This is a genomic window from Thermosulfurimonas dismutans, assembly GCF_001652585.1.
Classification (GTDB): domain Bacteria; phylum Desulfobacterota; class Thermodesulfobacteria; order Thermodesulfobacteriales; family Thermodesulfobacteriaceae; genus Thermosulfurimonas; species Thermosulfurimonas dismutans.
On record NZ_LWLG01000001.1, the window covers coordinates 221,223 to 241,439 of the forward strand.

The window sequence follows — 20,217 nt, forward strand, 5'->3', positions numbered from 1 at the left end:
AGTTTGGCTATCTAAAAAACCTGTCAGGATTAAAGCTTTCTAAAAAGCTCAAGGCCTGATCGCCCGGCATGGGACGGGCAAAGTAATAGCCCTGCACTTCGTCCACCCCCAGGCCCATCAGAAAGGCCAGTTGTTCCCGTCTCTCTACGCCTTCGGCAACGATCTTCTTACCGAGGTTGCGGGCCATGGCCACGATAGCCATCACCACGCTAGCGTCCTCCCGATCTTCAGGAATTCCTTTAACAAAGGAATAATCTATCTTGAGGCTTTCGGCCGGAATCTTTTTGAGATATGCAAATGAAGAATAGCCGGTCCCGAAATCGTCAATGGCTATCTTTAGCCCCAAATTGTTTATATTCTTTAGAATTTCCGAGGCCTGGGCACCGGCTTCAAAGAACAAGCTTTCGGTAATCTCCACTTCTAGCCATTCCGGCGGAATGGATACCTCCCGTAAGGTCTCCTCTAGGACTTTTAGCAAATGATTATCCTGAAATTGTTTCATGGAAACATTGAAAGATATGCTAATTTCTGAATGTTTGGGAAGTAACTTTTTAAGAAAGAGGGCGCTCTCTTTGACTACCCATCGGCCGACTTTAGTAATGAGTCCGGTGTCTTCTAATACGGAAATAAATTTACCAGGCGAAATTATTCCTTTTTGGGGATGCCTCCAGCGTAGGAGGGCCTCGAAAGATGAAATCCTTCGGTTAAAGAGATCCACCCGGGGTTGAAAGAAAAGAACAAATTCTTTCTGTTCGCAAGCCCGCTCAAGTTCCTCAGTAAGACGCCAGCGGGAAAGGACTTCCCGGGCCTCCTTTTCGGAATAGAAAGCCACTCCTCCAGGGGCCTGTTTTTTGGCCCTCCTGAGGGCTACCGAAGCTGCCTCCAGAAGTCCTCTGGGAGAAGAGGCGTCTTCCGGGAAGAATGCTAATCCCATACTAGCACTCACCCGAATCACACTTTCGGCCGTATAGACAGGAAGAGAAAGGGCATTTTTAATCCTTCCCATAAAGCTTCCAATCTCGGAATTATTTTCAAATAAATAAGAACAAGAAAATTCGTCGGCTCCGCTTCGGACCACCGTGCCCCGACTCCCTACTAAGCGTACTAGACGCTGTCCAACTTCTTTGAGGACCTCGTCCCCCGCGGCTCGCCCCAAACTATGGGTAAGCAAAGAAAACTCGTCTATGTCAAGTCGGACTAGAGCTAACCTTTGTTTCTGTTTTTTCGCTACTTCAAATTCGTGTTCTAAGGTATCGATAAGATATCGTTCGTTCCCGAGCCCGGTAAGCTCATCTGTAAAAAGTACCCGCTCAAGCTCTCGGCTCTTTTCAATATGCGCCCAGCCCAAAGAAAGATCCCGGGAAATTTCAAGGAGAAGTTGGGCCTCCTTCGAAGTAAAGTATTGCGGTTTAGGATGATAAAGAAGAAGAACTCCTTTGACCTCGTTTCCCAGAACCAGGGGTAGCGCCACCGCCGAACGCAGGCCGTATTGCCGGGCTCTCTCCCTCCAAGGTATAAACCTTGAATCCTCCTCCGTATCCTGGACGACCACCGGTCTTCCAGTCCGGAGAGCCTCTCCGCAAGGGCCACGGCCCTCGGCAATGGCGGGATCAATAGAGGCATAAAAATCGTTCAAATAGTCTGTTTTACCAGCCGCTGCAAGCGGCTTGACCTCTTTGGTTTTAGGTTCAATAAGACCGATCCAAGCCAGGGCAAACCCACCATCCCTCACAAGGATCTTACAAGCCTCTTTAAAAAGCTTTTCTGAAGAAACCTTTTCCTCAAAAATAAGAAGATTTATTTCTCGCAAGAGCACATAAATACGATTCAGCCTTGCAATCTCGGCATAGGCTTCTTCAAGATCTTGATCCAAACGCTTGAAATAGGCCGCTAAGACAACACTCACCAGATAGAAGAGTAGCTTAACCGCAAGCTGGATAAGACTTTTCTGAAGGGCCTGATCTTCTATCCGATTCCATATATGTTCCCGGAAAAGAGACCAAAACCTAAAGAGAGCCTTCAAGAACAGGGGAGGACTGACCCCTTTTTCGGCATGGACAGTTCCTATCTTAAAGGCATACTGAAACACATCTTCCGAGAAAGGTTCAAGAAAAAATTTTATCCAAAAAGAACGCAAAGAATCCTTATAGCGTTCAAAGGCCTCTTTTTGAGATAAAATAGGGCCTAAAATCTGAAAGCCTTCTTCGAACTCAAGAATATGTGTATAGAATCTTTCGAGAGAGGAATTCGGAAAGGCTTCCACCAGAGCCGAAAGAGTAGCTAAGAGCTCTTTTTCATCTGGCCCCAACTTAAAGAACAGGCGACTATCAGAGAACAATTTAGATAACATAACAAAGTTTGTCTAAATTTAAGGTATAAAAATGTTTCGCGCAAGGAGAAAAATCAAGTCAACCTTGAAAGGGAAGCTTTAAGACGCTGCACGGCCTCTTTTAAAGTCTCTAGACCCTGGGCGAAGGAAAGACGCAGGAAGCGATCATCGCCGAAGGCCACCCCCGGAACGGTAGCCACTCGTCCCTCTTCAAGGAGATATTCCGCAAGGCTCACCGAATCTTTTATGGTCTGGCCCGTCGGAGTTTTACGTCCATAATAGGACGAAAAATCGCAGAAAAGATAGAAAGTTCCCTGGGGGCGAACCGGTTTGAGGCCCCCAATCTCCGAAAGACTCCGGAAAAGAAACTCCGCCCGTTCGGCAAAGGCCCGGCGCATTTCCGCTACACAGTCCTGAGGGCCGGTCAAGGCCGCCACCGCGGCCTTCTGGGCAAAGGCCGTGGCGTTTGAGGTGCTCTGCCCCTGGAGTTTGGCTAAAGCCTTAATAATTTCCTCCGGTCCTACGGCCCAGCCTATACGCCATCCGGTCATAGCATAAGCCTTGGAAACCCCGTTTACCAAGATAACCTGTCCCCTAAGGTCTGGAGCCACCGAAAGGATGTTCTCCGGAGGCTTTCCATCAAATCGCAAGCGATCATAGATGTCGTCGCTTATTACCCAGAGCCCATGTCTCTTAACAATATCAGCCACTCCGGAAAGAAAATCGCGGGAATATATACAACCCGTGGGGTTTGAAGGACTGTTGAGGATAATCCCCCGAGTTCTTTCCGTGATACGGGCCTCGACCTCCGAAAGATCAGGCTCAAAGTTTGCCTCCGGCCCTGAAGGCACAATCACCGGCACTCCGCCGGCAAGCTCTACAATAGGAGGATAGGAAACCCAGTAAGGGGAAAGGATCAGAACCTCGTCTCCGAGATCAAGCAGGGCCTGAGCCAGGTTGTAAATGGCCTGTTTAGCCCCGCAGGTGATAACCACTTCCTCCGGCCGGTAATCCAGCCCATAGTCTTCCTTGAGACGAAAACAGACCGCCTCCCGGAGTTCAGGGAGCCCCACCGCCGGAAGATAACGGGTAAAACCGCGATCGAGGGCCTCTTTGGCGGCCTTGCGGATATGTTCCGGAGTATCAAAATCCGGTTCTCCGGCCGAGAGATTGATGACATCTATCCCTTTGGCCCGCATAGCCTTGGCCTTGGCGTCCACCGCCAGCGTAGCCGAGGGTTTAAGCCGCCTGATCCTCTCCGAAAGTTTCATGGCCTGACTCCTTTGGGGGCATAATCCTTTGCTCTCCATTTTTTACCGTAATAAATCCCTTTCAGGAAGAGCCCTTGGGGTGGGGCCGGAGGCGGAGCCACAGAACGATCTCGGGCCTCCAGAATGGCCTTGAAGTCCTCTGGGGAGAGACGGCCAAGGCCGACCTCCACCAGGGCCCCTACAATGTTCCGTACCATATACCTCATAAATCCCCGACCGGTAATCTCAAACCGTATGACATGGGCCATGCCCACCGCCCGTTTGATCTGGGCCTCATAGACCGTACGTATAGTGGATTTCAGATCCGTTCCGGATTTGCGGAAACTAGCGAAGTCCTTTTCCCCTATAAGATAGGGTAAACAGGCCCGCATGGCAGAAAGGTCCAGAGGCTCCGGCACCCACCAGGAATAAAGCCTCAAGACCGGATTGCGGATGGGATGGTTGTAGATCTGGTAAAAATAGGTCTTCCGCAGGGCGTGATACTGAGAATGGAACTTGAAATCCATCTCCTCCACTCGGAGGACGGCGATGTCTTTGGGGAGCAAGGCATTGACCGCCCGGAAAATAGTTTCAAGATCCCGTTTGCTGGTGGTGTGGAAGTGGGCTACCTGCGCCAGGGCGTGCACCCCAGCGTCCGTACGCCCGGCAGCCCGAAGCTTGATCTTGTGCCCTAGGATACGACGCAGGACATCCTCCAGGATGCCTTGGACCGTCGGCCCCTGCTTCTGCTTTTGCCAACCGAGATAATTTGTACCGTCGTAGGCGATGGTGAGCTTGATATTTCGCATTTCAGGGAAAGACCGGACTTTTCGGAAGCCCGAGGTCTTCTGGCCACCCCATCATGAGATTCATGTTTTGGATAGCCTGGCCGCTGGCTCCCTTGACCAGGTTATCAATTACAGAAAGCAAAATAAGACGGCCGGTCCGAGGGTCAAGTTTAAGGCCGATACGGCATCGATTCGTCCCACGGACCTCGGCCACCCGCGGGATCCTACCCGGAGATAATACCTCCACAAAGGGCTTTTCGGCATAAAAATCTCGTAGAGCCTCATAGATTTCTTTTTCCGAGGCCAGAGGGTGGACATAGATGGTGGCAAAGATCCCACGCTCCATAGGGGTCAGATGAGGAGTAAAGAGCACCTTAACCTCTCCGCCTGCAGCCCTGGAGAGCTCAGCCTCAATCTCCGGGGTATGGCGGTGAGAAGCCACTTTATAGGCCCGAAAATCCTCATTGACTTCACAAAAGGCCAGGGCCACCTCCGCCTTGCGCCCCGCCCCGGAGACTCCACTCTTAGCATCGATAAGGATGTCTCTAGGCTCAATAAGTTTCCGATTTAAAAGAGGTACTAACGGCAAAAGAGCCGCCGTGGGATAACAGCCGGGATTAGCAATGAGCCTAGATTTAGAGATCCTTTCGGCGTAGATTTCCGAAAGACCGTAAACGGCTTCCCGTAGGAGTTCCGGAAACCGATGAGAGACCCCGTACCAGGCTTCATATACCGAAGGATCAGCAAGCCTAAAATCCGCGGAAAGATCAATTACCTTCAGGCCTCGGGAAACCAGTTCCTTGGCCATTTCTTGAGCCGTCCCGTGGGGGACGCAAAGAAAGGCCACTTCAGCCTCTTCAGCGATAGCCGACGGCTCTGGGGAAGAAAGCTCAAGCTCGTAAGGTAGCGGGGCAAAGCCCCAGTATTCCGTAAGGGACTTACCTGTTTCCCTACGGGAGGTAACACAGGTGACCTGCATCTTCGGGTGGCCGGAGGCCAATCTCAGAAGTTCAAGCCCCGTATATCCTGTGGCCCCCACCACGGCCACCCGTACCAAGATCGAACCTCCAGAAGAATTTCTTTATCGTTTGGAGTACTGTTGACCGCGCCTGGCTCCGCGAAGCCCGTACTTCTTCCGCTCCTTGACCCTGGCATCACGGGTAAGAAGCCCCGCTTTCTTAAGAGGGGGCCTAAGATCAGGATGATAGCCCAGCAGGGCCTTGGCGATACCGTGGCGGATGGCCTCTGCCTGAGCATTCTTGCCACCGCCTATAACCGTACAGTAAACATCAAACTTACCCTCAAGACCCGTTATACGGAAGGGCTGCTCCACGATGTAACGGGCTACAATGTGATCATAAAAATACTCGTCGAAATCCTTTTTGTTAACCACGATCTTGCCAGTGCCCGGAGTCAGCCAGACCCTAGCAATAGCCGTTTTTCTTTTGCCGGTAGCGTAATATCTTTCTTTAGCTTCGGCCATGATCTATCCTCCTAGATTTCAAGGGGTTTTGGATTCTGAGCCTGATGAGGATGCTCCGGCCCAACATAGATCTTGAGTTTTTTGAGAAGCTTGTGGCCCAGACGATTCTTAGGAAGCATACGTTTGACTGCTAGACGCAGGATTTCTTCTGGCTTTTGCTCAAGCATTTGTCTAGCCGTCCGAAGTTTAAGCCCCCCCATGTAGCCCGAGTGCCGCCAGTAGATCTTCTGATCCCACTTTTTACCAGTAAGCCGGATTTTCTCGGCGTTCACGACCACTATGAAATCCCCCACATCCACATGAGGAGCAAAATCTGGACGGTGCTTACCCCGTAGCCGCTTGGCAATCTCACTGGCTAGACGTCCGAGGACTTTACCCTCGGCATCTACCACATACCACTCGCGCTTGACCTCCTCCTTTCGTGGCATAGGTGTTTGCGGCGTAAAAATCTCCATAGCTCTCAACCCCTTTTACAAGAATTACGGCCTTTTACTAAAAAACGCTCCCTTCCATTTGTCAAGTCTTTTTAAATTTCACCTCTCTCTGGACAATTATACCTAACATACTTAACTTTTTGTGGAACCGCAGGGAGGGAACTCTCTTGCTTGAAAACTGGGACTCTCTCAAGCCCCAGTGTGAAAAATATCTGGAAAGTTTCCCAGTTGGAATTTATGTCGTGGAAGTCTCCGTCGAGTCCGAAAGTATACGCTTCGAAAAAATCAAGTTTCTGAATGCTGAAGTAGAACGCCTTACAGGCTGGTCCCGAAAGGAAATTGAGGCCGAACCCTACTGGTGGTTCAACAATCTTCATCCCGAAGATCGCCCCAAAATCCTAAAGCTCGAGCAAAAATTATTGGAAAGCAACGAACGAGGTAGTCACCTCTACCGTTTCCGAAAAAAGAGCGGCGATTACCTTTGGATCAAAGATTACTTCTCGGTAATATCCAGAGACGATTCCCGATTCCTTCTAGCAGGCCTTTGGCTTGATTTTAGCCGGGAAAAAGCCCTTGAAGAGGAGCTTCAAGAAAAAGAAGCCTTCTTTAGACTGTTCGTAACCAAGGCCCCGGTGGCCATTCTTCTTTATGATGAAAGGATTATCTACGCCAATCCTTATGTGGAAAAACTAACCGGATACCCTCTGGAAGAGCTTCGGAAAAAGTACATCTGGGAGCTGGCTACTCCGTCACATCGGGAAGCGATAAAGGAAATCGTAGCCCGACGGCTAAGAGGCGAAAAGATCCCGAAATATTATCACGAGTTCGTGATCCTCACCAAAGACGGACAGGAAAAAGTAGGACGATTTTATGCCGAAACAGTCAAGTACAAAGGTCGTTATTTAGGCCTAGCAATAGGTTTTGACATCACCCCAGAAAAAACCTTGAAAAAGCGACTGGTCGAAGTAGCCTTCTTTGACCCCCTTACCGGCCTTCCCAACCGGGATCTCTTTATAGAAAAACTGAAAATTCTTCTAGCCAAGGCCAGACGTCGCAAAGAGGGCCTCATGGTGGCCATTCTGGATCTGGTCAAATTCCGTGAAATCAACGCCACCTTCGGTTTTGAAAACGGAAATACTATTCTCAGGCAGGTGGGAGAGCGACTTAAGCGGACCTTAAGAGAAGGCGATGTCAAAAGTCGCTTCTTTGCCGACAAGTTCGGATTAGTTTTAACAGAGCTGAGGACCCCCTATGGTATCTGGGTGGTAATGGAAAAGTTGAAAAAGCTTTTCAAACAGCCGTTCCGTGTCGGAGATCGGGATTTGTATCTCTCCGCTAACATCGGCGTAGCCCTCTTCCCACGGGATGGCACGAAGGCTGAAGAGCTCCTCCAGAAGGCTGAAATAGCCTTAAAGCGTGCCAAGGAGAGTGGCGAAAACTATTTTGCCTTTTACTCTCCTGAAATGGAAAAGGAACTCCTCGAGGACGCCTTTTTCCGGAACGCCTTGGTGGAAGGCCTCAGACGCCAAGAATTCTTCTTAGAATACCAACCTATTTTGAATCTTCGGACCAAAAGGGTGATAGGTGTGGAGGCCCTGATAAGATGGCGCCATCCCGAGCTTGGTCTCATTTCTCCGGCGAAATTTATTCCCGTAGCCGAGAAATCCGGTTTCATCTTTGAGCTGGAAGAATTCATCCTCTCTCAAAGCCTTAAAGAAATGGCACTATTATCCAATCCGGATCTGTTTCTGGCCATAAACTTTTCAGGACGGCAGTTTCGAGACCCTAAACTTCCGGAAAAGATCGAAGCAGCCCTAAAGGGCTTCGACTTCCCTCCGGAAAAGTTCATTTTGGAGATTACCGAGACCGCCGCTATGGAGGATGCAGAAAGAAGTCGAAAAATCCTCTCCAATCTTCGGGAAATCGGAATAAAGATAGCCTTGGACGATTTTGGCATTGGCTATTCCTCTATGGAGTATCTCATTGAATTTGAAGTGGACAAGATTAAAATTGATCGTAGTTTCGTGACCGCCATGCTCAAGAGTGAAAAGGCCTTGAAGGTAATAAACACCGTGATAGAGCTTAGTCACGGAATAGGAGTTTCCTGTCTAGCCGAAGGCATCGAGAACAAAGAACAGCTTGAAAAGCTGATCTGTCTGGGTTGTGATGAGGGCCAGGGATTCTATTTTGCCCCTCCCATGGGCCTAGAGGCGCTAACGGAGTTTCTTTCGAGATGCGGGCAGTAGTTCAACGCGTTAAAGAAGCTAAGGTAAAGGTTGAGGGCGAGGAAATCGCCCGGATCGGGCCGGGATTGCTTGTCCTTTTAGGAGTGGAAAAGGGAGATGAAGAGAAGGATCTCGTATGGCTCTCCGACAAGGTCGCCGGCTTAAGGATTTTTGAGGATACCTCTGGCAAGATGAACCTGAGTGTGGGAGATGTCTCCGGAGAGGTCCTAGTGGTTTCTAACTTCACCCTCTGCGGAGACTGCCGTAAAGGGAAACGGCCTTCCTTTGATCCTGCAGAAAAGCCCGAGCAGGCCCGAGGGCTTTGCGAGAGGTTTGTGTCCCGGCTCCAAGAAAAGGGTCTTAAGGTCCAGACCGGACGTTTCGGGGCTTACATGGAGGTCCATCTCGTAAACGATGGCCCGGTAACCCTTATCCTGGATTCAAGGAAAAGGATTTAGTCCTTTATGTCTTATCTACGGGTAAAGATCCGTACGGATGATCCGGAAAGGCTTCTTGCAATCCTGGAAAAGCAGGCTTTAAGTCCTTTAAAGGCCTTCCATCTTCCCGAGGAGAATCTCTTCTATCTCACCTATCCCGCCGAAGATCCTCACAGGCTGTTACGGAAACTCTTGAAAGCTCTTCCCCAGGCCGAGTTTGAAGAAACCGAACTCACGGAGGAGGCCGAAGTTAAGCCCCGACGTTTCCAGTTAGGATCACTGGTCTTTTTCTCACCGCTCGAACCTGAACCCAGCCCACAGGGAGAGATCTATCTCCGCTCAAGCCTTTCGTTTGGTAGCGGAAGGCACCCTACTACCAAGCTCTGTCTCAAGCTTATGCTGGAGAAGTTTGAAGAGGATAGGGCCGCGAGGGTTTTTGATCTCGGTTGTGGTAGTGGGATTCTCTCCCTTGCGGCGGCAAGGCTAGGGGCCCAAAAGGTGCTGGCGGCGGATATTGATCCCAGGGCCTGCCGTGAGGCTAAACATAATGTAGAAATGAACGCCTTTTCGGACCGGATACTTGTGGTTCAGGGAAGCCTTCCGGCCGCCCGGCCTGGAACCTTTGATCTGGTGCTGGCCAATCTTACCATCGGAACCATTACGGCCCTAGCGCCGGGGATCAAAGAGGTGCTTGCCCCCGGGGGCTTGGCCATCCTTTCGGGGTTTTCGGTGGCCCAGAAAGGCGAGGTGCTCGCCAGAACACCCTCGGCCTCCGTCGTCGCCGAGGCCCAGGAGGAAGGCTGGCTGGCCCTAGCCCTGCGCTTCCTCTAGCTCCGATCTCTTCCGCCAGAACACCGTTAAGGTAAAAAGGACCTTGAGGTGCGTTAAGAGCGCCAGAACCGGGAACAGAAGCTCGGGTCTTCCCGAAAGGCAGAAGAGGAAGATCAAAAAGATTCTCTCGTCCCGTTTCCCCGGAAAGTAGTGAAGAACAGGAAAGATCCCGTAGGCGTCCTTCCCGTAAGCCCCCTTAAATCTTTCGGTGGTGTAACTTACCATCACTGTACCAAGCAGGGCCAACAACCCGGCCGCAAGCAGTAAACCTCCGGGCTTAAGCTTTAACAGCAAAAACGAAAGGAAAATGAAGTCCACATAACGATCCAGCACCGAGTCCAGCAGCCCTCCAAAACGGCTCTTCATGAGAGCCGCTCGGGCAATCTCACCGTCCACCCCGTCGAGCACGGAATGAATCTGGTAGAGAAGTCCCCCGAAAGCAGTATGAAAGTAAGCCAGAGCTGCCGAAAGGAGTCCCAACAAAAAGCTCAGGATAGTGGCCTGATTGGGGGTGATCCTCCCGCAGAGATAGGGTGAGATGCGGGTTGAAAGCCTGCGATTGAGAGTCCTAGAAATGAGGCCGTCCCCGGCCCCTTTAACGCTAGCCCTGATAAGGAGCTTTCTGGCCTGCTTGAGATCCTCCGGGGTGTCCACATCCGTCCAGAATAACCCGGAGACCTCGGTTACCGGTATCCGGGCCGCCTGGACTATCTCCGAGAGGGAAATTTCCTGCCGGATTTCGACCAGCCTTTCGGCGGCCTTGAAGATCTCGGGGGCAAGCACAAAAAAACCGGTATCAAAGCCGTCATAGGGCTCAAGGCCTTTACCAATCTCGACGACCCGGCCCTCCGAAACCTTCACCCGGGTAGCCTCTACCGGGTCTACATAAAAGCCCTGGCGGTCTAAGATGAGCCCCTGGCCCCGTACGGCCCTCTTAACGAAGGCCTCCTCGAAGAGGTGATCCGACATGGTGAGAACGAAGGGCCCCGAGACCGCTAGCCTGGCACACCAAAGAGAATAGCCGTTTCCTCTTTCCGGATGGGAATTTTCTACCAGGATTACCCGGTATTCGGGATACCGAGCCAGAAACTCCTCGAAATATTTGCGATTCCGGGGGTTTACCACCAACACGAATTTCTCTACGCCTTCCCGGGAAAGAAGGATGAGGTGCCTTAAAAGTAGCTCCCTTCCAGCCACCTTCAGAAGGCCCTTAGGATAGGCCTTTTCCTCGAGCCCCAGCCGGGTCCCCAGACCGGCTGCAAGGATCACCGCCTGCACCTTCCCCTCCCTCCCTTTAGCGTTTTTAATAAAGACATGGGTACGAAAACCGTCTCTTTCAACCCCTGGATAGAAGGCGATCTCAACTTTTTCCAATTCAGCGGTCTCACCCCAGAGGTTATAGCAGCCTTGCGAGAAGCCGAAATCGTTATCTTTCCACAAACTGTCCCTCCGGAACTATACTTTTTTGCTCGCCAGCTGGGCAAACGTGTCTTCCCGCACTACGACCTGCGGTTCGCCTTTCCTGGGAAAATCGGCCAAATCATGCTTTTCGAAGCCCTTTCGCTCCCTCATCCGCGAACCATATGCGTGCCGAGGATCTGCGCCTTCGGGCCACACCCCGGAGCCACAGAGATCCCCTTTCCCCCTTATCCCTTTGTGGTCAAGGGCAACCACGGCCACGAAGGCCGAGAGGTCTTCCTGGTGGAAAGCTCGAAGGACTGGGAGGAAATCCTTAGGATCCTTCGTACTTTCGAGGCCTCTGGGCGCTACGGGTTCCTAATCCAAGAATACCTCCCCTGGGATTACGACCTTCGGGTGGTGGTCATCGGAAAGAGGCATCTGCCGTTCTGGCGAAAAGGACGCTTTCTCAAGAACCTGGTTCAGGAAGGTGAGGTTGCGGAATGCCCAGACCGGGAGCTGGAGGAGCGGGCCCTCAAGGTAGTAAGGGCACTCTGCCAGAAGACGGGCTTCAATCTCATGGCGGTAGATTTCCTCTTTAGGCCGGAGACCGGAGAAGCCCTTTTAAACGAAATAAACTTCGTCTTTGGTCTGAGGCTCCTCGGGGGCGAAGAAAGGTTTCGGACCTATCTGCGGACGGCGGTGGATGAGTTTCTCTCGACGAACTCGTAGCCCCGTCGGAAAACCTTCCGGTTGGGCTCAAAGAGGTGTTTCCTTTCCGGGGGAAGGAGGCCTTTAAGTCCTGAGAGCACCTTTTCGGGAGGCACAACTCCGGAGGCCGCCACCAGGGCCCCTAGGGCGGCCATGTTCCCTAGGCCAGGGTGTCCCTCCTCCTCTGCCAGATCGTCGGCCGGCACGAAGAGAAAACGCCGGCCAGGAAACTCCACGGCGCACTCCTCCGGGATCAAGCTCCGGTTTACCACTGCCAGGCCCCCACGGACGAGACACGGAACGAACTTCTCGAAGGAGGGACGGTTCATGATGAGAAGGGCCTTCGGGCGGGTAACCACCGGGGAGGCGATCTCCCGGTCCGATAGGACCACCGTGCAGTTGCAGGTTCCGCCCCGCATCTCCGGTCCGTAGACCGGAAGGAAGGTCACCTGGAGCCCGGCCTCCATACCGGCCTGCGCCAGGAGATTCCCGGCAAAAAGAATCCCCTGACCTCCAAAACCGGCCAGAATAACCTCAAATTTCATCCTTGAACACCTTAATAGGAAAGGTCTCGGCGAGTTCGTCCACCTTTTCCGCGGCCTTGATCGGATCCAATCTCCAGTTCACCGGACAGGCCGAAAGGAATTCTACATAACCGAAGCCGCGGTCCTCGATTTGGGCCAGAAAGGCCTTTCGCAGGGCCTCACGGGCCTCAAGGACCCTCTTTGGCTTGTTCACCGCTACCCGAGCGCAGAAGGCCACTCCCGGAAACTCGGCGAGCATCTCCGCCACCTTCATGGGGTACCCATAGACCCGCGGATCCCGACCCTCCGGGGTGGTAGTAGTCCTTTGGCCGGGCAAGGTAGTGGGGGAGAGCTGACCTCCGGTCATACCGTAGACGGTATTGTTTATCATGATGGCGGTTATGCGTTCTCCACGGGCCGCGGCGTGCAGGCTCTCCGTAAGACCAATGGCGGCAAAGTCCCCGTCCCCCTGATAGGTGAAGACCACCAGTTCCGGCCGGGCCCGTTTGGCCCCGGTAGCCGCGGCACAGGCCCGTCCGTGCGGGGCCTCGCAGATGTCCACATCGAAGTAGTAATAGAGAAAACAGGAACACCCGATGGAGGCCACCCCGTAGGCCCGATCTCTCACACCTAGTTCCTCGATGACCTCCGCCAATAGTCGATGAGCGATCCCGTGGTGGCACCCGGGACAATAGTGGAAGGGTCTGTCACGGAGCACCCGAGGAAAACGATAATCCTTTACCTTCTGGGACTTCTCAGACACCTCTTGATCTCCCGATAGATGTCCTCCGGGGCCGGAAGATCGCTCGGCGGGAAGGGCAGGCTCCTCACTTCAGTGCTTCCGCAGATCGAAAGCCTAACATCCTCTACCATCTGCCCGCAGTTGAGCTCTACTACCAAGAAACGTACCCCGGCCTCGGCCAATTTACGGAACTCTCGCTCGGGGAAGGGGAAAAGGGTAATAGGGCGCAGGAAGCCCACCGGATATCCCTTCTCCCGGGCCAGGTTCACAGCCTCCTTTACAATTCGCGCCAGTGAACCGAAGGCCGAAACCACCAGTTCCGCCCCCTCAAGGAGATAGCTTTCCACCCGGACCTCGCGCCGCATGGCCCGGTATTTCTTTTGTAAAAGCTCGTTACGGGACCGGAGTTCCCCCGGACCGAGGAAAAGACTCCGCAGGACTCGCCCCGGTCGGCCCTTGGCCCCGGTTAAGGCCCAGTCTTTGGGATACTTCCTAGGTTTGATCTTCCGGAGAATCAAGGGCTCCTTCATCTGACCAAGAAGAGCGTCTGTAAGGATCATGACTGGCTGCCGGTACTTCTCAGCCAGATCAAAGGCCCGAGCCGTAAGCTCATAGGCTTCCTGGATACTGGCGGGCGAGAGCACTAGAAAATGGTAGTCTCCGTGCCCGGCTCCTTTGGTGGCCTGGAAGTAGTCTCCCTGAGAAGCCTCGATACCCCCAAGTCCAGGACCACCTCGGGCCACATTCACGACCACCGCAGGAAGCTCCAGGGCTGCCATGTAGGAAAAGGCCTCGGCCATAAGAGAGATTCCAGGACTGGAGGAGGAGGTCATGGCCCGCACCCCGGTGGAAGCCGCCCCGAGCAACATATTAGCCGCGGCCAGCTCGCTTTCAGCCTGTAAAAAAACCCCGCCCCTCTTAGGAAGCTCCCGGGCCAGCAACTCTGGGATTTCGTTCTGGGGGGTGATGGGATAGCCAAAGTAACAGCGACAACCCGCGGCCAGGGCCCCGAGGGCAATGGCCTCCGAGCCCTTAACCAAAATGGGTTTCACTATTTAACCTCCAGAACTACATCCGGACACATAAGATAGCATATACCGCAACCGGTACATTTTTCGTAGGCTACCACCTCCACCACCCGATAACCCTGGACATTGCGATTGCGACCCACGACGAGCGCCTCTTTAGGGCAGAAATGTGCACAAAGACCACACCCCTTACAACGGTCCGGAAAAGAAATCCGAACCTTGAGGCGTGCCAATTACCCCCCCTCCTTTACCTTCGAAAGGACAACCTCTATTTCTTCCGGCTTTTCGGCCTGAAGGATAAGCACCTCGGGATCGGAAAGGATCTTATTTATGAGTCCAGAGAGCACGCGTTTAGGCCCGGCTTCAATAAAGATTCTCACGCCATTATTATACATAAATTCTACGCTTTCCACCCAGCGGACCGGAGAAAGGATTTGTTCGGCCATGAGTTTACGGATGACCTCTGGATCGCCCTCCGTCTTGGCCGAAACATTGAAGACCACCGGTATGCGCGGCAAACCAAAATTGGCCTCCGCGAGGGCCTCGCGGAACTCCTCGGCGGCCCTGGTCATAAGCGGGGAATGAAAAGCCCCGGAGACCTTGAGTTTCACCACCTTAGCCCCGGACTCCTTGGCCTTCTTGGCGGCCTCGTCCGTAGCCGACTGCTCCCCGCTTATCACGATCTGCTCCGGAGAATTGTGATTGGCCAGGAAAACTTGGCCGGAAATTCCGGAAAGAATCTCTTCTAGTCTCTCACGCGAAAGGCCGATTACGGCGTACATGGTCCCGGGAGCCGTTTCAGCGGCTTGAGCCATGACCTCTCCCCGCCGTTTGACCAGGCGAAAAGTGTCCTCCACAGAAAGACATCCTGCGGCGCAGAGGGCACTATACTCGCCGAGACTGTGCCCGGCCAGGAAGGCCGGTTTCACCCCAGCCTCCTCAAGCACCCTCCAGACCGCAAGATTAACAGCCGTTAAGGCCGGCTGCAGATTTTCCGTACGGGTGAGCTCGCCAGCTGGACCCTCGAAACAGAGTTCCTTTATAGGTAGGGCACAGACCTCTTCGGCTAGTTCAAAAAGCTCTCTCACCGACGCATATTTCTCGTAAAGGGCCTTGCCCATACCCACGTATTGCGACCCTTGCCCGGGGAAGACCACCGCCAGCACTATTCTTCCTCCTCGAAGAAGAATTCTTCTTCCTCTTCGGTAGGAATTTCTCCCTGCTCTTCCAGGAAATCCTCATATTCGTCGGCCGCCATGAGTTCTTCAAGTTCATCTAGATCGGAAAGTTTCACTTTAATAAGCCAGCCATCCCCGTAAGGATCGCCGTTTACGATCTCCGGGTCCTCCAAGATCTCTTCGTTCACTTCCACCACTTCTCCGGACACCGGAGCCACCAACTCCTCCACCCCTCTAGCGCTCTCCACACTGCCAAAAATTTCGCCCTTTATCAGTTCGTCTCCTTCTTCTGGCAGCTCCAAATCTAGAATCTCCCCATAAAGACGTTGGGCAAAAGCGGAAAGACCAATTGAAGCCCGATTCCCTCTTTCTTTCTTGACCCAGAGATGTTCTTCGGAATAAAACCGATCCTCCGGAATAGCCATGAACCACCTCCTCTCAGGTTTATGTCCTCCGATTAGCCGAATTCCAACCTTTTGGCAAGAGGGGACATTTATACGTCTTGTCTTTTTCCCTAAAAGACTTATCTTAAAGCCTAAAAGAACGAGCTAGCGTTAAAAAATAAAAGTTCGTAAGGAGGTTATCATGAAAAGGATTTGGCAAGCATTGATGATGGCCATCCTTTTAGGGGCTGCGGTTTCGACCTGGGCCATGCCCACCAAGATAGTCGTGGGGATCAAGGCACGGGATGCCAAATTTATTGGGACTTCTATGGGTGGTGTACTAGTCATGATTCAAGACGTGGAAACTGGGGAACTTCTGGCCAAAGGCTATGCCCAAGGAAGCACCGGTAATACCAAGCTCCTCATGGAGACCCCCAAGGAACGCTATACTAAGCTTATCGTGGACCACACCGCGCGATTTGAGGCCAATCTGGATCTGAAAGAACCGCGTAAGATCAAGATCATCGCTCGAGGTCCTTTGGCCCAACCGCAGGCCGTCAACGAAGTTTCGGTAACTACCTGGGTAGTTCCGGGCAAAGACATAAACGAACTTGTGTTGGAGATGCCTGGTCTGGTGGTAAGGGCCTTGAGTCCTTCGGCTCACACCATGATAAAAGGGCCGGCGAATGTAGAAGTCGTGGCCTCGGTAACGCCCATGTGTGGGTGCCCGGTAAACCCCAAATTCTACTGGAAACCAGAGAACTACGAAGTGGCCGTAATAGTCAAGAAAAACGGTCAATACTTCAATACCTATCCTCTAAAGTTTTCGGGAAAAACCAACATCTTTCAGACCGACTTGCAACTTGACAAGGGAGTTTACGAATTTATCGTCTACGCCTATGATGCCAAAACCGGAAATACGGGTGTAGACAAGACGACCGTAATCGTAAAATAGGCCTTTAGATAGCCTTATCGGGAGGTTTAAAAATGCGAAACGGATGGTCGCCTTATATGGGAGGAGCTCTAACCGGTCTGCTGTTAATCCTCTCCGTATTGGTAACACAACAACTTCTAGGGGCTCCCAAATACTTGGGGACCTCCACGGCTTACGTCAAAGTGGCCGGTTTGATAGAAAGAGCCGTTTCTCCCGAAACGGTGGCCACCAATGCTTACTATCAAAAGAAAAAGCCTGGTATAGACTGGAAAGTGATGCTAGTCCTCGGAGTTCCCATCGGGGCCTTTATAGCGGCAGTAAGAAATCGGGAGTTCCGCCTTCGGTTGGTTCCCGATAGATGGCAGGAACGCTTTGGACCATCCCCGGCTCTCCGGGCGGCAGGGGCCTTTATTGGAGGGTTCCTCATCATCTACGGTGCCCGCCTGGCTGGCGGATGCCCCAGCGGACACGGGCTTTCTGGCATGAGCCAGATGGCCATAAGCGCCTTCATCGTGGTTGCGGGATTCTTTGCAGGAGGCATACCTCTGGCCCTTCTATTGTACGGCCGGAAAAAGGACTAATCTCAGCGGGGAGGAAATAAGATGGAACTCGTGATAGGTCTTGTAACCGGTATTCTATGGGGATACATCTTTCAAAGAACCCGTATTCTCCGTTTCGAGAAACACGTAGGGCTCCTTACCCTCACCGATCTTACGGTATTAAAGTTCCTTCTTACAGGTGTTCTGATAGGGGCCATCGGGATTCAGATCCTTACCACTTTGGGCCTAGCCACCTATCACCTGAAACCTACCTTCGTGCTAGCCAACCTCCTTGGGGGGGTGATCTACGGTCTCGGCTGGGCTATCCTGGGGTACTGCCCGGGGACCGCGCCCGGAGCGGTGGGAGAGGGTTCGCTCGACGGAATCTTTGCGGTCCTGGGCGGTCTATGCGGGGCCATGGCCTTCGCCCACACCTACCCCTTCTGGCAAAAGACAGTTTACGGCGTGGGCGCCCTGGGCAAGATCTCGCTGCCTGCCATTTTACATTTTCCCCCGCTTCTACTGGGCATAATCTTTGCGGGGCTTCTCTTGGCCTTTATCCTTTTTCTTGAGAAAATGGGCTGGTGATCGGAGCGCGAGTTGTTTCTCAGCGCGAGGTCTCTCCGGGCTACTTTCTCCTAAAACTGGAGGCCCCGGAGATTGCTCACCAGGCCCGGCCTGGACAGTTTGTCAAGATCACGGCCTGGGAAGGCCGGGATCCCCTCCTTCCCAGGCCTTTTTCGATACACGAAGTCAAAGATTCCCATCTTTGGATCCTATATCAAAGAAGGGGGTTAGGAACCAAGCTCCTCAGTAAAATCCACAGAGGCGAAACCGTTTGGCTGAGCGGGCCCTTTGGTCGTCCCTTCCCCTTGCCTGAAGAGGGATCGGTCTGGCTGGTAGCCGGAGGCGTAGGCGTAGCCCCTTTTTTCTTTTATGCTGGCGTACTCAGAACCCATAATATTCCTTTTCGTTTCTTTTACGGGGCCCGGTCAAAGGGCGATCTCCTAAGGCTCAAGCATTTGCAAAGTCTGGGAAAGCTTCGGATAGCAACGGAAGACGGTTCCTTGGGATATCAGGGGTTCGTCACGGATTTGATCAAAGTCCAACTTGAGCAGGAAGATAGGCCAAAGATGATGGTAGCTTGCGGGCCGCCGGGGATGCTTTCGGCAGTGGGCCAAATCGGGGAGGCCTATGGGATTCCCACCTATCTCTCGTTGGAGGCCTTCATGGCCTGCGGACAAGGACTTTGCTTGGGCTGCGTAGTGCAACGCCGCCGAGGTGGATATCTTAGGGTCTGCCTAGAGGGGCCGGCGGTGGATTCCCGGGAGGTGGCGCTTGACAAACTCAGTTGAACTAGGCGAACTCAAACTCCCAAACCCCCTCATGCTGGCCTCGGGCACTTGGGGTTTCGGAGAGACCCTCCCCCGGAAGATCCTTTCCTCGGTAGGAGCCCTGGTCACCAAAGGCCTCTCTCTTGAGCCTCGAACCGGCAACCCTCCCCCCAGGCTTTCGGAAACCCCCTGTGGCTTGGTAAATTCTATCGGGCTGGAGAACCCGGGGTTCGAAGTCTTCCGTAACCGCATCCTTCCCCGGCTCTTGGCCCTGGGCCCGCCGGTGATCGTAAACATCTTCGGCGAAAGCGAGGACGACTTTTTCAGACTTGCCGAAGGGCTAGCGGAGACAGGGATAGCCGGACTTGAGGTCAACATCTCCTGCCCCAACGTCAAGAAAGGGGGCATCGCCTTTGCCCGTGATCCAGAAGGGGTATTCAGGCTGGTAAGAGGCTTGACGTCCGTATGGGAACGTTTTTTTAGCGTGAAGTTATCGCCGGTAGGCCCGGTGGAAGAAGTGGCCCTGGCCGCCGAGGAGGCCGGAGCCCGGGCCCTTACCTGCGCCAACACCTACCCCGCCATGACGGTAGATCTCTCACGAGGCACCCCTAGGCTCCATCTGGGAGGCCTTTCTGGACCGGCCATAAAGCCCTTGACCTTAAGACTAGTTTATGAGCTTTCACGGAAGGTAAAGATCCCTATTATTGCCTCCGGCGGCATCATGAGCGCACGCGATGCCCTGGAGTATCTTTCGGTTGGCGCCCGAGCCTTTCAAGTGGGGACCGCCATTCTTATAGATCCTGAGGCCCCTCGGAATATTCTCTCTGAGCTTGACGTCGCTCTCAAAGATCGCTAAAGGAAAACTATGCGAGGCCTAATACTCTTGTTTATGACCCTTCTCGTTACCGGTTGCGTCACGTCTCAGGAAGAAATACAGGGTCTAAGACTTCAAATTTCTACTTTGGAAACCCAGATTTCGGCCCAAGAGAAAAGGCTCAACGCCCTGGAGAAAACCCTTGCCAAAGAAAAGACCCGGCTTTTGGCCTTAGAAAAAAGGCTGGCTGCCCTTGAGAAACAGACCGGAGTCCTTACCGAGAGACGAGCAGAGCTCCTTTCGGAGATGACCAAGATCCGAGCCGAAATCGCACGTCTGAACGGTCTCTACGAAGAACTTTCCTACCAGCAGAAACAGGACCGTGAAGCCTTTTCCGAGTTTCAAACCGAGGTCTTGAAACGTCTGGCCACGCTTTCGAAGCCTAAGAAACTCACAACCCAAAAGGAGCCCCCTTCCAAGGTTTCAGAGAAGGACCTCTATCAATCTGGTCTCCTGGCTTTTAAACAAAGAAAGTTCGAAGCGGCCCGGAAGGCTTTCCGGCAATATCTAGAAAAATATCCCAAAGGACGGTACGCAGCCAATGCCTATTTCTGGATCGGGGAAACCTACTACGCCGAGCGCCGTTATGAAGAAGCCATCCTAGAGTACCAGAAGGTGATCGACCGATTCCCGCAGAGTTACAAGGTACCGGCAGCCCTTCTCAAACAGGGGCTTTCCTTTCTTAGGCTGGGAGACACCGAAGCGGCTCGGATTCTTTTCAAAAAGATCGTCAAAGATTATCCCAAAAGCGAGCAAGCCACTACGGCCCGGAAATATCTTAAGCGATTGAAATAA

Annotated in this window: 23 protein-coding genes; 10 read left to right on the top strand and 13 right to left on the bottom strand. The window is 52.9% G+C overall.

The features are described from left to right. Window positions 1–7: 7 nt before the first annotated feature. The 6 genes from TDIS_RS01255 to rplM are packed head-to-tail and all read right to left on the bottom strand — an operon-like array spanning window position 8 to window position 6,305. Entirely contained in the window at window positions 8–2,350 is a 2,343-nt protein-coding gene (locus TDIS_RS01255; RefSeq protein WP_068668469.1) for an EAL domain-containing protein, read from the bottom strand. Window positions 2,351–2,403: 53 nt separating this feature from the next. Next, complete coding sequence (locus TDIS_RS01260) at window positions 2,404–3,600, bottom strand: pyridoxal phosphate-dependent aminotransferase (RefSeq protein ID WP_068668470.1); 1,197 nt, start codon at window positions 3,598–3,600, stop codon at window positions 2,404–2,406. Beyond that, the gene (gene truA, locus TDIS_RS01265; protein WP_068668471.1) at window positions 3,597–4,388 is read right to left on the bottom strand and encodes a tRNA pseudouridine(38-40) synthase TruA; all 792 of its coding nucleotides are present in this window, start codon (window positions 4,386–4,388) and stop codon (window positions 3,597–3,599) included. Before truA ends, TDIS_RS01260 begins: the two co-directional genes overlap by 4 nt. Window position 4,389: 1 nt before the next feature. Beyond that, window positions 4,390–5,424, bottom strand: a complete 1,035-nt coding sequence (gene argC, locus TDIS_RS01270; protein WP_068668472.1) for an N-acetyl-gamma-glutamyl-phosphate reductase — start codon at window positions 5,422–5,424, stop codon at window positions 4,390–4,392. 24 nt (window positions 5,425–5,448) lie between these two features. Beyond that, the gene (gene rpsI, locus TDIS_RS01275; protein WP_068668474.1) at window positions 5,449–5,850 is read right to left on the bottom strand and encodes a 30S ribosomal protein S9; all 402 of its coding nucleotides are present in this window, start codon (window positions 5,848–5,850) and stop codon (window positions 5,449–5,451) included. Window positions 5,851–5,861: 11 nt separating this feature from the next. Further along, window positions 5,862–6,305, bottom strand: a complete 444-nt coding sequence (gene rplM, locus TDIS_RS01280) for a 50S ribosomal protein L13 (RefSeq protein ID WP_068668475.1) — start codon at window positions 6,303–6,305, stop codon at window positions 5,862–5,864. Window positions 6,306–6,451: 146 nt separating this feature from the next. Here rplM and TDIS_RS01285 point away from each other — a divergent pair, with 146 nt between their 5' ends. From TDIS_RS01285 to TDIS_RS01295, 3 genes are read left to right on the top strand one after another with little or no spacing between them, the layout of a single operon-like run. After that, complete coding sequence (locus tag TDIS_RS01285; RefSeq protein WP_068668477.1) at window positions 6,452–8,530, top strand: bifunctional diguanylate cyclase/phosphodiesterase; 2,079 nt, start codon at window positions 6,452–6,454, stop codon at window positions 8,528–8,530. Further along, window positions 8,518–8,967: a D-aminoacyl-tRNA deacylase gene (gene dtd / locus TDIS_RS01290; protein WP_068668479.1), complete on the top strand. Its 450-nt coding sequence runs from the start codon at window positions 8,518–8,520 to the stop codon at window positions 8,965–8,967. Before TDIS_RS01285 ends, dtd begins: the two co-directional genes overlap by 13 nt. 6 nt (window positions 8,968–8,973) lie before the next feature. After that, window positions 8,974–9,777: a 50S ribosomal protein L11 methyltransferase gene (locus TDIS_RS01295; protein ID WP_068668480.1), complete on the top strand. Its 804-nt coding sequence runs from the start codon at window positions 8,974–8,976 to the stop codon at window positions 9,775–9,777. Here the strand turns inward: TDIS_RS01295 and TDIS_RS01300 are convergent. Further along, complete coding sequence (locus tag TDIS_RS01300) at window positions 9,757–11,055, bottom strand: bifunctional L-myo-inositol-1-phosphate cytidylyltransferase/CDP-L-myo-inositol myo-inositolphosphotransferase (protein ID WP_068668481.1); 1,299 nt, start codon at window positions 11,053–11,055, stop codon at window positions 9,757–9,759. The two genes, TDIS_RS01295 and TDIS_RS01300, sit on opposite strands and share 21 nt — an antisense overlap. 36 nt (window positions 11,056–11,091) lie before the next feature. Between TDIS_RS01300 and TDIS_RS01305 the strand changes: the two genes are divergently transcribed. After that, window positions 11,092–11,907 (top strand): ATP-grasp domain-containing protein, encoded by an 816-nt coding sequence (locus TDIS_RS01305; protein WP_068668483.1) that lies wholly within the window; start codon window positions 11,092–11,094, stop codon window positions 11,905–11,907. On the opposite strand, the gene TDIS_RS01310 is transcribed toward TDIS_RS01305, so the two are convergent. The 6 genes from TDIS_RS01310 to gcvH are packed head-to-tail and all read right to left on the bottom strand — an operon-like array spanning window position 11,862 to window position 15,783. Then, on the bottom strand, window positions 11,862–12,431 hold the full coding sequence (locus tag TDIS_RS01310; RefSeq protein WP_068668485.1) for a 2-oxoacid:acceptor oxidoreductase family protein: 570 nt from the start codon (window positions 12,429–12,431) through the stop codon (window positions 11,862–11,864). The genes TDIS_RS01305 and TDIS_RS01310 overlap by 46 nt on opposite strands. Next, complete coding sequence (locus tag TDIS_RS01315; RefSeq protein ID WP_068668488.1) at window positions 12,421–13,173, bottom strand: thiamine pyrophosphate-dependent enzyme; 753 nt, start codon at window positions 13,171–13,173, stop codon at window positions 12,421–12,423. Before TDIS_RS01315 ends, TDIS_RS01310 begins: the two co-directional genes overlap by 11 nt. Then, window positions 13,149–14,207: a 3-methyl-2-oxobutanoate dehydrogenase subunit VorB gene (vorB, locus tag TDIS_RS01320; protein ID WP_068668489.1), complete on the bottom strand. Its 1,059-nt coding sequence runs from the start codon at window positions 14,205–14,207 to the stop codon at window positions 13,149–13,151. Before vorB ends, TDIS_RS01315 begins: the two co-directional genes overlap by 25 nt. Next, complete coding sequence (locus TDIS_RS01325) at window positions 14,204–14,413, bottom strand: 4Fe-4S binding protein (protein WP_068668490.1); 210 nt, start codon at window positions 14,411–14,413, stop codon at window positions 14,204–14,206. The genes vorB and TDIS_RS01325 overlap by 4 nt, the downstream gene beginning before the upstream one ends. Further along, window positions 14,414–15,346: an ACP S-malonyltransferase gene (gene fabD, locus TDIS_RS01330; protein ID WP_153303714.1), complete on the bottom strand. Its 933-nt coding sequence runs from the start codon at window positions 15,344–15,346 to the stop codon at window positions 14,414–14,416. After that, a complete protein-coding gene (gene gcvH / locus TDIS_RS01335) occupies window positions 15,346–15,783 on the bottom strand; it encodes a glycine cleavage system protein GcvH (protein WP_068668495.1) in 438 nt (145 codons plus the stop codon). Before gcvH ends, fabD begins: the two co-directional genes overlap by 1 nt. A 160-nt stretch (window positions 15,784–15,943) precedes the next feature. Between gcvH and TDIS_RS01340 the strand changes: the two genes are divergently transcribed. Genes TDIS_RS01340 through ybgF form a run of 6 tightly spaced genes read left to right on the top strand, consistent with a single transcriptional unit; the run spans window position 15,944 to window position 20,217 of the window. Next, window positions 15,944–16,696, top strand: coding sequence for a hypothetical protein (locus TDIS_RS01340; RefSeq protein WP_068668497.1), 753 nt, complete (start codon window positions 15,944–15,946; stop codon window positions 16,694–16,696). 32 nt (window positions 16,697–16,728) lie between these two features. After that, the gene (locus tag TDIS_RS01345; protein WP_068668499.1) at window positions 16,729–17,256 is read left to right on the top strand and encodes a YeeE/YedE thiosulfate transporter family protein; all 528 of its coding nucleotides are present in this window, start codon (window positions 16,729–16,731) and stop codon (window positions 17,254–17,256) included. Window positions 17,257–17,277: 21 nt separating this feature from the next. Then, window positions 17,278–17,802, top strand: a complete 525-nt coding sequence (locus TDIS_RS01350; protein WP_068668501.1) for a YeeE/YedE thiosulfate transporter family protein — start codon at window positions 17,278–17,280, stop codon at window positions 17,800–17,802. Next, on the top strand, window positions 17,799–18,569 hold the full coding sequence (locus TDIS_RS01355; protein ID WP_084270890.1) for a dihydroorotate dehydrogenase electron transfer subunit: 771 nt from the start codon (window positions 17,799–17,801) through the stop codon (window positions 18,567–18,569). The genes TDIS_RS01350 and TDIS_RS01355 overlap by 4 nt, the downstream gene beginning before the upstream one ends. Continuing rightward, the gene (locus tag TDIS_RS01360) at window positions 18,553–19,404 is read left to right on the top strand and encodes a dihydroorotate dehydrogenase (RefSeq protein ID WP_153303715.1); all 852 of its coding nucleotides are present in this window, start codon (window positions 18,553–18,555) and stop codon (window positions 19,402–19,404) included. Before TDIS_RS01355 ends, TDIS_RS01360 begins: the two co-directional genes overlap by 17 nt. A 9-nt stretch (window positions 19,405–19,413) precedes the next feature. Beyond that, the gene (ybgF, locus tag TDIS_RS01365) at window positions 19,414–20,217 is read left to right on the top strand and encodes a tol-pal system protein YbgF (RefSeq protein WP_068668506.1); all 804 of its coding nucleotides are present in this window, start codon (window positions 19,414–19,416) and stop codon (window positions 20,215–20,217) included.

What these genes read in the sequence shown, in the direction of transcription:
- gcvH (WP_068668495.1), bottom strand. Translation starts at nt 15,783, where the DNA reads ATGGCTATTCCGGAGGATCGGTTTTATTCCGAAGAACATCTCTGGGTC.
- TDIS_RS01260 (WP_068668470.1), bottom strand. Translation starts at nt 3,600, where the DNA reads ATGAAACTTTCGGAGAGGATCAGGCGGCTTAAACCCTCGGCTACGCTG.
- TDIS_RS01345 (WP_068668499.1), top strand. Translation starts at nt 16,729, where the DNA reads ATGCGAAACGGATGGTCGCCTTATATGGGAGGAGCTCTAACCGGTCTG.
- TDIS_RS01255 (WP_068668469.1), bottom strand. Translation starts at nt 2,350, where the DNA reads ATGTTATCTAAATTGTTCTCTGATAGTCGCCTGTTCTTTAAGTTGGGG.
- rplM (WP_068668475.1), bottom strand. Translation starts at nt 6,305, where the DNA reads ATGGAGATTTTTACGCCGCAAACACCTATGCCACGAAAGGAGGAGGTC.
- TDIS_RS01295 (WP_068668480.1), top strand. Translation starts at nt 8,974, where the DNA reads ATGTCTTATCTACGGGTAAAGATCCGTACGGATGATCCGGAAAGGCTT.
- TDIS_RS01340 (WP_068668497.1), top strand. Translation starts at nt 15,944, where the DNA reads ATGAAAAGGATTTGGCAAGCATTGATGATGGCCATCCTTTTAGGGGCT.
- rpsI (WP_068668474.1), bottom strand. Translation starts at nt 5,850, where the DNA reads ATGGCCGAAGCTAAAGAAAGATATTACGCTACCGGCAAAAGAAAAACG.
- TDIS_RS01305 (WP_068668483.1), top strand. Translation starts at nt 11,092, where the DNA reads ATGGGTACGAAAACCGTCTCTTTCAACCCCTGGATAGAAGGCGATCTC.
- truA (WP_068668471.1), bottom strand. Translation starts at nt 4,388, where the DNA reads ATGCGAAATATCAAGCTCACCATCGCCTACGACGGTACAAATTATCTC.
- dtd (WP_068668479.1), top strand. Translation starts at nt 8,518, where the DNA reads ATGCGGGCAGTAGTTCAACGCGTTAAAGAAGCTAAGGTAAAGGTTGAG.
- ybgF (WP_068668506.1), top strand. Translation starts at nt 19,414, where the DNA reads ATGCGAGGCCTAATACTCTTGTTTATGACCCTTCTCGTTACCGGTTGC.
- TDIS_RS01350 (WP_068668501.1), top strand. Translation starts at nt 17,278, where the DNA reads ATGGAACTCGTGATAGGTCTTGTAACCGGTATTCTATGGGGATACATC.
- TDIS_RS01310 (WP_068668485.1), bottom strand. Translation starts at nt 12,431, where the DNA reads ATGAAATTTGAGGTTATTCTGGCCGGTTTTGGAGGTCAGGGGATTCTT.